13 protein-coding genes, 2 tRNA genes, 1 pseudogene and 1 riboswitch are annotated in these 14,595 nt (G+C 55.2%); of the genes and pseudogenes, 5 read left to right on the top strand and 11 right to left on the bottom strand.

Annotated elements, in window-relative coordinates; genetic code table 11:
• Positions 1-48: 48 nt before the first annotated feature.
• Positions 49-768: a uracil-DNA glycosylase gene (locus L0H14_RS01390; RefSeq protein WP_301416775.1), complete on the top strand. Its 720-nt coding sequence runs from the start codon at positions 49-51 to the stop codon at positions 766-768.
• Here L0H14_RS01390 and L0H14_RS01385 read toward each other — a convergent pair.
• The 3 genes from L0H14_RS01385 to L0H14_RS01375 all read right to left on the bottom strand — a co-directional run bounded on the left by L0H14_RS01385 (position 765) and on the right by L0H14_RS01375 (position 3,957).
• Entirely contained in the window at positions 765-2,597 is a 1,833-nt protein-coding gene (locus L0H14_RS01385; protein WP_301416777.1) for a threonine/serine exporter ThrE family protein, read from the bottom strand. The genes L0H14_RS01390 and L0H14_RS01385 overlap by 4 nt on opposite strands.
• A 51-nt stretch (positions 2,598-2,648) precedes the next feature.
• Positions 2,649-2,722, bottom strand: a tRNA-Val gene (locus L0H14_RS01380).
• A 110-nt stretch (positions 2,723-2,832) separates the two neighbouring features.
• A complete protein-coding gene (locus L0H14_RS01375) occupies positions 2,833-3,957 on the bottom strand; it encodes a hypothetical protein (protein ID WP_301416779.1) in 1,125 nt (374 codons plus the stop codon).
• A 396-nt stretch (positions 3,958-4,353) separates the two neighbouring features.
• Between L0H14_RS01375 and L0H14_RS01370 the strand changes: the two genes are divergently transcribed.
• Together L0H14_RS01370 and L0H14_RS01365 are read left to right on the top strand one after the other, a co-directional pair.
• Positions 4,354-5,310: a helix-turn-helix domain-containing protein gene (locus tag L0H14_RS01370; RefSeq protein ID WP_301416781.1), complete on the top strand. Its 957-nt coding sequence runs from the start codon at positions 4,354-4,356 to the stop codon at positions 5,308-5,310.
• 11 nt (positions 5,311-5,321) lie between these two features.
• Positions 5,322-5,972 (top strand): hypothetical protein, encoded by a 651-nt coding sequence (locus L0H14_RS01365; RefSeq protein ID WP_301416783.1) that lies wholly within the window; start codon positions 5,322-5,324, stop codon positions 5,970-5,972.
• Here L0H14_RS01365 and L0H14_RS01360 read toward each other — a convergent pair whose 3' ends face one another.
• The 7 genes and pseudogenes from L0H14_RS01360 to L0H14_RS01330 form a co-directional block, all read right to left on the bottom strand.
• A complete protein-coding gene (locus L0H14_RS01360) occupies positions 5,973-7,265 on the bottom strand; it encodes an NtaA/DmoA family FMN-dependent monooxygenase (RefSeq protein WP_301416785.1) in 1,293 nt (430 codons plus the stop codon). It abuts the gene before it with no gap.
• A riboswitch (TPP riboswitch) is annotated at positions 7,256-7,358 on the bottom strand. It overlaps the preceding gene by 10 nt.
• Before the next feature lie 103 nt (positions 7,359-7,461).
• A complete protein-coding gene (locus L0H14_RS01355) occupies positions 7,462-7,773 on the bottom strand; it encodes a glycine cleavage T C-terminal barrel domain-containing protein (RefSeq protein ID WP_301421331.1) in 312 nt (103 codons plus the stop codon).
• 177 nt (positions 7,774-7,950) lie between these two features.
• Positions 7,951-8,549 (bottom strand): annotated as a pseudogene (locus tag L0H14_RS01350) (aminomethyl transferase family protein); the annotation flags it as partial.
• A 390-nt stretch (positions 8,550-8,939) separates the two neighbouring features.
• Positions 8,940-9,767: an IclR family transcriptional regulator gene (locus tag L0H14_RS01345; RefSeq protein ID WP_301416789.1), complete on the bottom strand. Its 828-nt coding sequence runs from the start codon at positions 9,765-9,767 to the stop codon at positions 8,940-8,942.
• Between the two features lie 785 nt (positions 9,768-10,552).
• Positions 10,553-10,629 (bottom strand) — tRNA-Thr (locus L0H14_RS01340).
• An 89-nt stretch (positions 10,630-10,718) separates the two neighbouring features.
• The gene (locus tag L0H14_RS01335) at positions 10,719-11,555 is read right to left on the bottom strand and encodes a thioredoxin domain-containing protein (RefSeq protein WP_301416791.1); all 837 of its coding nucleotides are present in this window, start codon (positions 11,553-11,555) and stop codon (positions 10,719-10,721) included.
• A gap of 83 nt (positions 11,556-11,638) precedes the next feature.
• A complete protein-coding gene (locus L0H14_RS01330; protein WP_301416793.1) occupies positions 11,639-12,118 on the bottom strand; it encodes a hypothetical protein in 480 nt (159 codons plus the stop codon).
• 130 nt (positions 12,119-12,248) lie between these two features.
• Between L0H14_RS01330 and L0H14_RS01325 the strand changes: the two genes are divergently transcribed.
• Together L0H14_RS01325 and L0H14_RS01320 are read left to right on the top strand one after the other, a co-directional pair.
• Positions 12,249-13,157: a fumarylacetoacetate hydrolase family protein gene (locus L0H14_RS01325; RefSeq protein ID WP_301416795.1), complete on the top strand. Its 909-nt coding sequence runs from the start codon at positions 12,249-12,251 to the stop codon at positions 13,155-13,157.
• Positions 13,144-13,770, top strand: a complete 627-nt coding sequence (locus L0H14_RS01320; RefSeq protein WP_301416796.1) for an NAD(P)-binding domain-containing protein — start codon at positions 13,144-13,146, stop codon at positions 13,768-13,770. Before L0H14_RS01325 ends, L0H14_RS01320 begins: the two co-directional genes overlap by 14 nt.
• Positions 13,771-13,801: 31 nt before the next feature.
• Here L0H14_RS01320 and L0H14_RS01315 read toward each other — a convergent pair whose 3' ends face one another.
• Positions 13,802-14,374 (bottom strand): GNAT family N-acetyltransferase, encoded by a 573-nt coding sequence (locus tag L0H14_RS01315; protein ID WP_301421323.1) that lies wholly within the window; start codon positions 14,372-14,374, stop codon positions 13,802-13,804.
• Positions 14,375-14,595: the final 221 nt, after the last annotated feature.

The following is a 14,595-nucleotide window of genomic DNA, read 5'->3' as shown; positions in this document are numbered from 1 at the left end:
CCACCAGTCTAAACTACTCCGATCAGTAGTATTCGTTAGGCTAAACCTATGTCCTTTTCTCTCTGGCCTGATATTGATCCGTCCTGGTACCCGGTCTTAGAACCGGTGGCAGCTCAGCTGCACCATCTCATGGAGCAGCTGCAAGCACGGCGTGACGACGGCGAGCGCATCGAGCCACAGCCGGAACATGTCCTACGAGTCTTTCGGATGCCATTTGATCAGGTCAAAGTCCTGATCGTTGGCCAGGACCCCTACCCCACACCGGGTCACGCGGTCGGACTCAGCTTTGCGCTGGATCCGTCGATCCGTCCCATCGCCCGGTCACTGACCAATATTTTTCTTGAGCGGCGCGATGATCTTGGCATTGAACCAGCGGCTTCCGGTGACCTGAGTTCGTGGGAGGCTCAAGGCGTTTTTCTGCTGAACCGTGCCCTGACGGTGACCGCACACGACGCAGGTTCACATCGCAAAATCGGTTGGGAACCCATCACCGATGCTGTCGTCCGGGCGTTAGCCGAACGCGACACTCCCCTGGCTGTCCTGTTATGGGGTGGTCAGGCCAGGACGCTTGCGCCGCTGTTCACGGCCCCAAACACCTTGGTTGTCGAATCCGCACATCCGTCGCCGTTATCTGCCCGACGTGGGTTCTTTGGGTCACAGCCCTTTTCTCGGACCAACGCTTTCTTGAGCGGCCACGGTCTGGCTCCGATTAATTGGGCAACCGAAACACAGCAGAGCTCCGCCGAGCAGCAGGTGCTCTTTGACTAGCTATTGGCCACTCGACGACGTTCATTGGCTCTGAGTCCCGACGTCAGTGGCCGAGCCAGTGAATCGCCCAGCACCAAGCCGGTCGTCGTCGCCAAGATGATGATTGAGGCTTGCAAAAGCACGGAGACGCCGTCAGACATCATGTCCACGTTGTAGCCCATTTGATACATCGCCCGGAAAATCATCAGCCCTGGCAACAAGAAAATACTCGCAGGTACCGCAATAACCAACTGCGGTGCACGAAAACTCAAGGCGACAATCCGGGCGAAGAACCCTAAGACCACGGCTGCTGCCGCGGGTGCAATACTCGGGCCGAAACCAACTTCGATTGCAGTGACGTAGACGACATAGCCGATGGCTGACACCAGCGCAGTCGGCAAAATGAGTCGCCATCGCGTCTGACCTGCGATCGCGTTGCCCATAGCTGCAACCGCAACAAAAATGCTGACGAGCCAATGTGGATATTGTCGCGTCGGCAGTTGCGTGATATCGATTTCTGGTGCTCCCAACATGGCGAGGACAACGATGCCGACCACGATGCCCGCCACCAGGCCAACATACGTCAGCACCGAAGACACGATCCTGCCCGCAGAGGTGATGGGGAAGCCATTAATCCCGTCCTGCACCGCGGACACAATCCGCAGGCTAGGCACCAGAAGGATCAACGACGCCGCAATCATCAGTGCAGGGTCTCGGAAAATATCCAGCCAATACAGTCCAAACGCTAGGGCGGTCGCCATGCTCCCACCAGCCATCGTCGCAAACACATCGGGCGCGCGCCAACGAGTCATCACGAACACGGTCGCCATGCTCAAGGTTGAGGCTCCCAGGCTAAGCAGAGCAGAAAACCAAGATCCCCCGATAAACAACACGAAGGCCGAAGCCCAAACACCGTTGGCAACGAACGACACCCAGTGCGGAAAAGTCTTCTTTCGGTGTCGAATAGCAGCTAGCGCAGCTTGCGCGTCGTCACGGGCAACGTCGCCTGCCGCAATACCTGACACGAGTTCATGGAGATCTGCCAAGCCCGCGAAGTCTGAATCCCAAGAACGTACGACTCGCTGATATGTAGCTGGCGGCTCACCTACCGGAGCGAAGTTTAAAGAGATCGACTGGTTCGTGATATCTACTTCAGCATCGTAGACACCATAGGCCTGGGTGACCACGATGATGGATGTCTCAACTTCCAGAGCCCCGGCACCAAACCTAAACATGGTTTCGCCCAATTTTAGCGCCAACAACATGGTGTTATGGGCATCTTTTGCCTCAGCGACGGCCTTATAGCGTGCACCAGTTAGCTGGTATGGCGAGTCATGGAGACGATCTACCAGTCGTATCGCTTGGGTGGGCAACGCCTCGGTCTGGGGTGCATAATCATCGACGTAACTGGCCCGCTCGGTGTCCTGCTCCGACTTTTTATCCTTCTGGCGGTCCCCGATTCCTTGAAACGCTTGCCGCCAAGTCGTGAGCGCCGGAAATTTTCGTGTATCAGGATCAGTCTTTTCCTGAATATACGCGGCCTCTTGTTCCTCATTGGGAAGATCCCGAAGAGGTTGGGGGGCGGTTTCGAGATCGTCGTCAGTGGAGAGCACTGAAGTGGGCACTGGATCCTGTGGGGCCGTTTCGGGTCCAACAATCTGAGGCGCAACCTGCCGAGCATCAACATCCGGGTTCGGTAGCGTCACTGCCGGACGGATGACGGGCATGATACCGACCTCAGGCAGAGGCTCTCGAGATTCTACTTCGTCTGAGTCATGCTTCGATGCGTCGAAAGTACTCGGTTCGAGTTCCTTTTCAACATCGTTGCTCTCACGTTCTTCGTTCGCCACCGTTGCCCTCCCTCCAAGCAAAAATCCCGGGCAAAACCTCCCGGGAAACAGTGGATCCTACTGGACTCGAACCAGCGACCTCTCGCGTGTGAAGCGAACGCTCTAACCAGCTGAGCTAAGGATCCGATAACGCCAATACTGTATCAGAATTCCACCCTACTCCAGGGTCGACCAGCCCCTCGATTTTCAGTGAAATACTGCCGAAAAACCGAGGGGTGCAGCCTGGTTTTCGCTGTTAGCCAGCATTACTAAAGGCATGATCGATCTGTTCATCAGAAAAACCTGAATACGATAAATAATCACGAGCTTCGTCCTCAGTGGAATCGTCGAACAGCTCTTGATAAGACTCCAGCGCTTCGACTGCCTGGTCGTTATAGTCCACGTCAATGCTATTCATCGCAGCGTCGATGTGCCCCGGTTCAAATCCGGAATATTCCAGGTAGTTTTCAATTCCAGTTTCTGAGTAGCCGTTGTAGTCGCTGTCCACCAGCTGTTGGGCCTCGCCGCTTGCTTGCTCACTCCAGTCAACGTCCAGGTTACTGATCGCATAGTCCACGGCTTCGCTGTCATAACCGTCGATTTCTAACAGACCTGCGAGATCCTCTGGACCCCAATAAGAATACCCGCCGTCGATCCGTTCTTGGGCGGCTGCCAGAGCTTCATCGTTGTTCCCGCCGTCGCCCTGTGCCATTCCGCCGTTATCGGGTTCTTCGGCTGGCTCAGGCTCCTGATCCACCTCAGGATCGTTCGTGGCGTCAAGAGATTCCGCTGGTTCCGTTGGGCTTGGGTCGGACTGCTCTGTTGGGTTTGGATCCGTGGAGGCCGGATCTTCATCATCTCCAGACAGTAGCGCGAAGATCAAGACAACAATACCGACCACAATGATGCCGATGATGGTCCAGAACCACCACTGCTTATAGGCAGGTTTCGGCGGCGGTCCACCACCAGGCATTTGCGCACCCTGCCATGCGTGGGGGTTGTTCGGATCGTAATAATGCTGGTTTGGGTCATAGAACGGCTGGTTTGGGTCGTAAAACTGACCGGCTTGTCCCTGCCATTGGTCGCCTGAACCGCCGTATGGTTGCTGTCCAGCACCCTGCCAAGATTGATTATCTTGCGGCGGCCAGGCCCCATAATCTTGGCGCTGCCACTGCGGTTCGTTCTGACCACGCCACAGCGGTTTCGTCTGTTGAGGATCCTGCTGTCCCGGACTGGCCCACTGCGGATCATGCCAGTGATTCTGCGGGGGCATCGCCTCGGTAGGCTGGTCGTCGTCATATGGAGATTGTCCAGCTGACCCGTTTCCGTGTGGCCATTGCGACGCCGGCCATTTGTCGTTCGGGCGCTGTTCGTTCGACATACGTCTCCTCCGTGGCTCTGGCCCAGGGTGTTCCGCTAATGAATATAGTCACAGGATAGTTGAACTTTACGGTACCACTAACAACGCAGCATATTGAGGTCCTCTTGAGCGCAAATCGGCGTCTCGGCGCCAGGGTGTGTCATATTCTCTAACGGCTGCGGCGAGTAAATTTGAGACGACAAAAAACCTAAGTCTCCTTGTCGGCGGTGAGCTTAGGTGAACGCAGCCTTACCGTGGCATTTCGTAGGTCATTGGCATCCAACAATATTCACCGCAGCTCTCCCCTTTCGTTGCAATCGTGCGTTAGCGTGGACCGTAAAGACACGCGGGGAGACTGTAACCAGCGTGAACGATACTCGGATCAAGCTAGCTATATTCGCATGATTGGGATCATTTATGGCAGTGGTATGGGACGGAAGAACCGACGAGGAAAAACTTCAAGAACTACTCCGGCTCGGGGAACAAACTCAACTGGACTTCAAGGTCGAGTTAGATCTGCGCGATCGGAAACATGAACTCGATTTCGTCAAAGACGCCGTCGCCATGGCGAATCGTCCGCCCGGGGGTTACATTCTGATCGGCATCACAGATGAAGGCAACTTGCCAGACAAGCCTTGGCGCATCAAGAACCGGCAGATGTTTGATGGTGCTACATTGCGGGACAAAATTGGCAAGTACATTGAAGCCGATATCGAAGTCGTCTCGCAGATCCACACCCTCAACGGCAGCGACGTCGTCGTTGTTGCGATATTTTCTACCCGTTCTGGCCTGCCTGTTCCGATGATGAGCGTAGGACAATACAACAAGCCCAACGGCAAAGGCCGGATGAAAACGAAAACGGTGTTCCGACCAGGAGAAATTTTTATCCGGGATGGTGCCGGCAATGTGCCAGTGCGCTACCGCGATTGGCCATCGGTCTTATCCAAGCATGACCATCATATGAAAGAAGCTGCGACCAGCGACGTGAATTCGCTGATGTCCAAGCTCGCCGATGCAATTGGCGGGGGCAGCAAAGTCAATGTCCCGCTGGAACCATTCCTGGCAGATGAAACTGTTTCTAGCGCCATTCGAGCCAACATTCGGCAGGGCAATCGGGCCGAGCTGAAGATCTTCCTGCAAAACTCACGGGATGACATCGTGATGAACGACGACCTGGTCAAACCGTTAGTCCGACTAGTCGGCGTCGGGTGCGAAGCAATGTTGGCCGATGACCACTACTTGGCGGTCAAAACCATCGAGACAATGTACGACGCTTTCGCCTCCATTGCGAAGTCGCCCAGCGCAGTAGCTGCAAGGTTGTCGCAGGCTATTTATTCGGGGCTGCCGCCGTCCGCACAGGCTGTTGGGAACTGATTCCAGAACTTGTGTTGCGTCCGTTTCAGCGAACCCCGGCACATCCGCGATATAGCTCCTGGATCCGTTACGGTCAGATCGAAGCCTCTGCACACAACCAGTATCCATTCTCGTCCCAGCCGCCCGATGAAAACCATCACGACGACGATAACGGCACAATGATTTCCGAAGGTCTATCGTGGGCCCGGTCGAATCCCCTCCTGCGTCCCGATGTACTGCACGACTTTGGACTGAATAATAACAAGACCCGCACGACCGAAACACTGCTGAACTCGCTGTGCCAATTCGATTTCCTCTATGCCTGGCTCGTCAACGCGTCGGCCCGACAACACGGTGGCGGTGGAGCTTACGCGGCGTCGTCCGCATTCAAACATTGGCGAACCCTACCAATCATTGAACGCACGATCACCAACGGCGAGATCCGGGCCAAGCTCTTTCCCACGTCAACAGAGAAAGAAATCGCCCACGCCCTGCGCAGTACCTATAGTCACGCCGAAAAAGTCTCCAACCGAGAGAAATACTTTACCGGCTGGGAACCATTACCGCCGTGGATCTCCAACTTTATTGACCAGCTTGTGGAAGGCAATAGCAGTTCGAACCAAGCACCCCGGCTGCGTTCCAACGTAGTGTCCTTTGACCAGCTACGGGCAAACGAACAGTAGTTATGTTCGGCCATTGAGCCGGGCAATGACCGGAGCAAAACTGGTGAATGACTCCGGAACCACGGTAGCCATAATCATAAATCCATCCGTGGCGCCCTGTTCCACCATCGCCTGCATTTCCTGTGCAACTGTCTCTGCCGACCCCACCAGAATGGGTTTGAACTGCGCCAGCGCGCCAATGACGGCGAGCGCACCGAGGGTCGTCGCGCCGTCAGCAACAACTTGGGCGACGATATTTTCGAATCCTGCTGCGCCGGTGGCGCCGCGTTGCCTCTTGAGGAAGTCTTCTGCCGAATCTGCCAGCTCCCAGTCATTTGGGTCCGCGCGGAACAGTGTGGCCAAATCTTGCCAGGCGGTCCACGGATCAATTAGGTCCTTTTGCTGCTGGAGCTTCGCTTGAGCTTCCTCGTCGGTTGTACCAACGACCGGTTGAACACCCATTAATGTGGTGATGTCGTCTGGACTCCGACCGGCTCTGGCCGCCCGGGATCGAAGGTCTGTGCGAATCCGTCTTGCCTGCGAAGTATCGGCTGCGACCATAAACGTAGCGTCAGCCCAACGTGCTGCGAAGTCCAGACCAATCGGTGAAGCACCTGCCTGTAACAGCATGGGCCGTTGTCCGCGCACATCACCGGGCAACGTGAGCGGGCCAATACCAGTGGCCGTCGGTCGGATCCTGTCTGCATCAGCAAATCGACCTGCTGCTGTGTCAATTAATAGCGCCTCGTGAGGAAATGATGCCCAAACATCTAGAACTTCTCGAGTCACGCGATCTGCGGTCCGGTATCGCTCATCTTTCGGCTCGAGTTCCGGCAACCCCATATTGATTGCCTCGTAATCATAGGCTGACGTCACGATGTTCCATGCGGCCCGCCCATTGGAGAGCTGATGCAAGGTCGCCATGCGACGGGCAATGTCATAAGGGGGCAGAAACGAGGTCGAGATGGTGCATCCTAGCCGCAGCGAGTTCGTGGCTGCGGCTACAGTCGACATAACGGTAGCCGGGTCCAGGTAGATGCCACCTTTGGCACCTGTTGCAATGATGGCGTCTGTGCTGCCATCATGACCGCGTGCCATAGCTAGAGCGTCAGGAATAAATAGCATGTCGTAACCGTCAGTTTCCAGTTGCTGGCCCATGTCACTCCAGAAACCAGCACGCAGCCAGTCAGCGCGGTTACCAGGCTGTCGCCACGCTCCAGCAAACTGGAATAACGGTGGAAAAATCATCGCCGCACAGGGAATCGATGACGCAAATGGTGTGGCAGTTGATGTTGTGTGAACAGCTAAGCTCATGGAGCCCTTCCTCCGCCGGCATGACCCGGATCAGGTGTACGGGTCTGCGCTCAAGCGCACTCTCAGCCGATGGCGGCTCCCCGGGGGCTAGATTCTCCACGATAGCCTCGTCGCACAATACAGTTAAACCCCGTACCCGGCCTTCACCCGGGTACGGGGCTACGAGTTTCAACGTGTTTGCAAGAGATCACACAGTTTAGACTGCGGTGTCCAGCCCCCTCCTCTGCAGAATCTCACGCTGATTGGGATTCACCGATTCCCGAAACGGTACGGGAACTACTTGGGCCGCCACTGGGCTACCTGGAAGGTCCGAGTACTTTTCCGGTAGGTGAACCCATAATTCGGTTCCGATAGCGGAAGCTTCGATGGGCACGAAACCCATGGCAATATTTTGCCCAAGTTCTGGGGAGAACCACGGAGAAGTGACGTAGCCGGTTGGCTCTGCGTCAGCAGTTTCCGAGATGAGCCAGAAATCCGGGGCGTAGTCGTCAATCGGCGCACCACCCATAATCATGCCAACCATTTGGTGGGTGAACGGATACACACCGACATCCAGTTGATCACGAGCTTCTTCGAGTGCTGCCTTACCGATATATTGCGCTTCCTTTTCTCGTGGCACGTGATAGGCGAGATTCACCTGAAACGGCAGAACCTCTTGGTCCATGTCTTGCCCCCAGGAGAGAATCCCAGCTGCAATCCGACGGTGGTGTGCCGGCGCGATAACGGACAGCTCATGTTTCTCTCCGGCCTGCAGAATGGCGTTCCATAAGTCTTCGGCATGCTGCGAGGCATCATAGAGGTAGATTTCGTAGCCCTTTTCGCCTGAAAAACCAGTTTGCGAGATAATCACGTCGTGCCCGGCGACTTGACCTGCCAAGAGCCCGTATGACGGCAGCTCAGCGATGCCATCGCCAAAGAGATCAGTCATCAAATCGACTGACTTCGGACCTTGGATTTGGACCGGTGCGACATCGATCTCTTGGATGTCGACGTCGAATCGGCGTCCCACATTGACGCCCCGCAACCAGAGTTCAAGATCCGAATCCGAGAGGGAAAACCAGAACTCATCTTGAGCGATGCGCAGCAATACCGGGTCATTGAGGATGCCCCTGTCTCATTGCACAAGATCACATAGCGCGCACGCATCACCGGTATCTTGGTGGCGTCTCGAGTGATCACGAAGTTCACAAATGCCTCGGCATCCGGGCCTTTGACCTGAATCTGACGCTCGACGGCGACATTCCACAAGGTCACATGGTTAACGAGTGCTTCGTACTCCACCATGGTTCCGCCGTCTTCGGGACGCACATAACCGCGTGGATGATACATGCGGTTATAGACAGAAGCACGCCAACAGCCAGCTTCCATCGACAGATGCCAATACGGGGATTTTCGAACTCGAGTATCGACCAGCATTTCGACAGATGTAGGACCAGACTGGCGCAAGTTGATAGGCACATGACGATCTGTTTGATCGACGGAAGGGATATTCATGTTCATGGAGGACCTCCCATTGGGAAAGGAGAGCGCATCGTAGCGGACGCCAAAACCCACTCTCACTGTTGCATAATGTGATGCATGTTTCGGACTATGCAGCACATACTGGCATTCTACGCGTGATCCCCATCACAGGTAAAGAGCCCTGGGAGCTTAAATTTCGCGTCGAATCGACGACTACATGCTCGGTGTCGTCGGGTCGATTCGAGAGAAGCCCAGACGCGCTTCAAAATCTTTCCCTGCAATCCTGAGCGAGCTCAGAAATTGCTCGAATCCGGCTTCGGGCATCCGGAAGTCGGGTGCCGTCACGGACACCGCGGCGACCAGCTCCCCGGTGGCATCCCACACCGGGATCGCCAAAGCATTGATGCCTTCTTCCCACTCCCCAACCGCTGACGACCAACCCCGCTGACGAATCTCCTCAAGCTCTTCCGCAAGCTGATCAAAATTGGTCCGAGTTGCCGGGGTGAACCGTTCGAGCGAGCCTTCACTCAACTGGTCCCACGCCCGCCCGGAGACATAGGCCAACAAAAGCTTCCCCGTCGACGTCGCGTGCAGTGGAGCCCGCTGCCCCACATACTGCCCCGCTACCCCGACCATCCGCTGGCCGGCGCTTTGCGTAATCGTCACCGCATAACCACCATCAAGGATCGCAACGTTGGAAGTTTCTTGCGTTGCCTCAGCTAAAGCGTCACAAACAACCTGGCCATCACGGGCCAAATCGAACCGCGTCGATACGGGGTATGCCATGCGCAAGAGACCCAGCCCAAGTCGATATGCTCCACGGTCTGAAACTTGCTCAACAACGTCCCGCGCTTCCAGAGTGGCCAACAATCTCGACGCCGTGGATCGGTGAACACCAAGCTTCCGTGCGATGTCCGAAGTCCCAAGTGTGGGCGACTCAGTCAGCAATTCCAAAATCTGAAGCGCCCTGTCCACCGACTGAATCGGCGCGGCCGCGCCGACATCCGCGCCATTCGCCCCGACAGCATTCTTCTCAGCCATGCATAGTCACCCCTCGTCAGCCCAACGCCACCAGTTGGAAGTTCGCAATATATCAATCGTGGCTCACCGCTACTTTGCAAGCTCATCACGCCCTGCGGCAGTCCTCAATGCATAGCAACAACCCACTCCTCCATGCGCTGATTGATTCGTAGTTTCCTTATAAGCGAAACAGTGTCCGCCGCCAGTCAGTCGATCCGCATCCTGGTTTTTATCGACATAAAAACGTACCCACTAGTCTATTTGACGCCCCAAGACGTCAATGACGACGACTACGGCTGTCTAAAGCGTTCGGACCGGTTAGCGTCAAACACGCGCTATCCAGAAAAGACGCTCTGCACCGGTTGAGCAAGCTCTTGGAAACAGCCAAGATAGGAATTCAGCTCTAGGCGGTTGGTGATGAGACCCCCTTGCCTGATCATTCGAGAATCCAGCAATAACAGCATCAACGACGAATCGATCACACCGAGCTCTAAGGATCACTTGCCCGCCGCGTTCAATGCGTTCTCGATGAGTGGGACTTTAGAGGTACGACAGCACCATTCTCGTCGTCTTGCAAACGTCTCAGAGCGTCCCGACAACGAAGAAACTGTCGGCGAAAAACCTGAAGTTGAAGAAGCGTATCCAGTTCGCCGAACTGCTCGACAACCAGTCTCACGATGTCCAACGGATGCGCTCGGCTCAGGAAAGGCGAAAGCCACTTGGTACGGTTGGCACCGTGCGCTCAAGTCGGGCGTCTTGCGGGCACAGAAAAGCCCCAGTACATTGTGTTTGCAACGCACTAGGGCTGGAGCCCCCTACCAGATTCGAACTGGTGACCCTCTGTTTACAAGACAGATGCTCTGGCCAGCTGAGCTAAGGAGGCGTGGGCCGACTAACCGAGGTCGTATCGACCCTGGCTAGTCTAGCCCAAATCAACAGGAAACAAAAACTAAACGGTTAGCTCGGATTTCATTAACCTTCGAGCTGAGACTCGGCGAATTCTTGGAAGGTTTCCCCTCCGCCGGTGTTTTCGTAGTATTCGCCACCGACCCATACTGAAGGTATTCCAGCAATACCGGCTTCAATAGCCTTTGCAGTCGTGTAGTCCGCAAAAGGACGGTACGTGTTGTCCGATACACAATCACTAATGTCTGCCCCAACATCAGAGGCTACGCTTTCTATTTCTTCGTTAGAAAGTCCGGCACCCTGATGTGTGTTGTAGCTGGCAAAGAGTTCGCCGATGAAGTCTAGGGAGTTCTCCGGGGACTCTTCAGCGACACAGGTCGCTGCGTTGGCAGCCCTGGACGAATAGTTATCAGTGCCCGGGTTATCTAAGAAGTTCACTAGACGGTATTCAACGGTGTGACCATCAGCGGCTAGCTCGTCGATTGCTTCAGAGTTTTCCTCTTCAAAAGAGGCGCAGTGCACGCAGTTTGCATCAGCGTAAATGATGATATCTGCTGAATCTGCACCTGGCACTTCTGTCGGTGTTTCCCCGGCTGCCTCGGGATTTGGCTCGTCAACCTCAGTCGCATTCACTTCATCTGGAGCATCGCCTTCGGCAGGCGCACCATCTTCAAAGAGGATCCCGCCTGATGCCGTCCCCGAAGTCGGGGCAGGACCGGCGTCAGGAATTGAACGCGAGGAATTCATCACCATTACGACGACGACGATAGCAACCACTACTGCAATCACACCAACGATGGTCCACGTGATGGTGCGCGAGCGGCGCTTCTCTGCTGCCAGTTGATTGGCATGCGCTTGCCGTGCTGTATCACGGGAGCTACCTGGTGCTTTGTTTTTGGCCATTATCCTTTACCTAAGCGAATCGAGGTTATCAAGTTTTGAACGAGTTAGATTCTACGCAAATAAACTGTATGTTGCCTGATGAGCTACTGCGACTCCGAAAGTTCCGGATGGTCTCCCTGAATAGAGGGTTCTCCTGTGTCTGGATCAAAAGTAATGCGCATTTTTAGCTGTTCACCATCAGTGGTCGTCACCTCAGCTTCTAAGAGGTTTCCGCGCCATTGTTCTGGGACTACTCGTTCAATTTCCGGGTACTTGGCGATCGTATTAGATTCCAAGACATCGTTCTGGTGAACCTGTCCAACCATCCCATACCCAATCCCACCCATGCCGAGGACTAGGGCAATTACCGCTGCAATGGTCTCGATGCGAACATCCTTCGGTGCGTCTGGGCGCTCTCCTCGGGAGTCGGTCCCTTCGAACCGTCTGGACTCACCTTCGCCCCAGGCTTTGAGGCGACGTTTTCGCCAGAGCGCGTGCGCCAGGATTGCTGCACCGGCAATGGCGAACACAAAACCAAGCCCTACCGCCAGTTGCGGCGTTTGTAAATCCAGGGGTTCAAACATATCTCCATTGTCCCCGATATAGGAGCGATCACCAGTTAAATCACCCGTATTTGACTGTGCGCGTAGTCAGACCGAGGTTACAAGGTCACGCATCGTTCCCTGGAGGTTGAGAGTATGGTGAACTTGGACTATGAAAATTGCTACCTTTCGACTACCTCACGCGCGGCCTGATCAGCCTGGCGCCACTTTTGCAGCAGTCATTACAGAAACTGCCATCGACGACGCGGGCGTTGAATACGCGACGCAGGCGATTGAACTCAGCGGAATCACAGATGCCGGAGCGTATCTGACGTTGCCGCCGCAAGAGCGCACAATAGCGATCCGAGCCGCCATGAGCGAGGCACAAGAAGATCCCACCAAAGTGCTCGATATTACCCAGTTCAACTATGACACTCTAATACCGTACCCGTCCAAGATATTCTGCATTGGTTTGAACTACCGCAATCATATTCTTGAAACTGGTCTCGAGCTACCAGAATATCCCACGGTATTCGCCAAGTATGGTCAAACGCTCACCGGTCCTTTTGCTGATATCGCCCTCCCCGAGGCAGATCACCGCATGGATTATGAGGGCGAGCTCGCGGTGATCATCGGAGCACCCGGCAAAAACATCCCGAAGAACCAAGCCATGCGGCACGTCGGCGGCTACGCGATCAGCAACGACATCTCGCTTCGAGGCTATCAAGGGCGGACCGACGAATGGATGCAAGGAAAGATCTTTGAAGCAACTACGCCGGTGGGGCCGTGGCTCGTTTCTGCCGATGAGTTCAACGACGACGCCCAGTTGACAACTCTGGTCAATGGCGAGGTACGACAAAACGACTCCGTCAACGATCTCGTATTTGGCGTAGCCGAGCTGGTCGAGTACCTATCTCAAATGATCACGCTGCTGCCCGGTGACATCATCATGACCGGTACGCCGGGAGGCGTTGCTCTCGCCATGCGCGATGAAAATGGCCGTCGGCCATGGTTGCAGCCAGGAGACGTTGTAGAGACTCGCATCGAAGGTCTGGGGGCACAGCGAAATGTCATCAATTAGGAAAATAGGCATTTTAGGCGCGGGCCGTGCCGGGACTGCCATTGCTCGAGCTGCAGCCCGGGCAGGTGTGGATACACAGATCGCTTCCACCCGATCGCCGTCGCAGATGAAGTATCATCTTTTGCAGTATGCGCCTTCTACCACGGCTGTATATGCTCATGATATAGCCGCAGACGTTGACGTCGTCGTCCTCGTAGTACCGCAAGAGGATCTTGACGACGTCTCCCCAGACTGGGTTGGTGAAGGCATTCTCGTAGACGCTACGAATCGATGGGAGGATGAGCCACTTCCAGAATGGTTCACAACCGCGCTAAACTCTGGCTTGAGCTCCTCAGAGGTCATCGCACAACAATTCCCAAGGACGCGAGTCGTAAAAGCTTTGAACCATATCTCGCACTGGGCCATGGACACGCCTCGCGCGGATGACGCTCGAGCAGCGGCGGTCGCCTCAGACCACGACGAAGCGGCCCAAAAGGTCGCCGAGGTGTTGGCTCTGCTAGGTTTCGACCCCGTTGTTGCGGACTCCCTGGCCGCCGGCCGGCAGACCGAGCCAGGAACCACCTATTTCAACGTTGCGGCGACTTCCGAGCAACTCACCCGACAGCTGCTCTAACGTCCGCTACATCTTCTACGGGCTGAGGGTTCTAGGATCTCCGGCTTCGCCGCATAAGATAGCGGCGCTGTAGGTCTTCAAAATATTGGGGCGTCCCAGGATCCGGAGTCCCATGATCAACTTCAGAGGGCGTATCTTCATTTATGGCCCACAATGAAGAGGTGTCGATGTCAGCCGTTAATTGCTCGTCGGATTGCAGCGTAGGATCCCGCACCATTGATACGTGTTCGATACCGGCCTCGTAGAAAGGTTCGCCCTGGGTTTCTAACCCGAAGGTCCGATACCAGTCCTGTAAATGCGATTGTGAGTGCATTACAAGTCGCTGATCAGGATAATACGCCATTACGGCACGGATCAACGCGCTCGCAAGACCAAGCCCTCTAAACGGTTTATCTGTCGCAACCCTACCGATAGACAGCGTGTGGGGGTCCTCTCGCAACACACGGAGTGTCGAGACTGGTACACCCTCAATTTGGATCCACCAGGCTTGAGTCGTGGGTTCTAAATCGCGACCATCAAGTTCTTCAACCGTTGTGATGCCTTGTTCCATGACATAGACGCGGTACCGAAGACGTGCAATATTGTATGCCGTTTCATGACGCATCTGTGTCCAATGAGCGTTTTGGATTTTAACCATAAAAGTATTCTAAAGCACATGGCCACAGAAGACATCAAGCACTGACTGGAATGGCAAGAAAACCTCTGCGGCGGCCACGCCAATTCTTATGACGCGACGCTCTTCCCGCTCGCATTCATTGCACGCTAGAGCCTGGTGGGTTAAATGCGTGAAGGCCCCAACAAGACACTCCCTCTCTGCTTGGACCA

The organism is Yaniella sp. (genome assembly GCF_030453185.1).
GTDB lineage: Bacteria > Actinomycetota > Actinomycetes > Actinomycetales > Micrococcaceae > Yaniella.
Note: the sequence above shows the minus strand (reverse complement) of the source record. Positions and strands in the feature narration are given on the sequence as shown.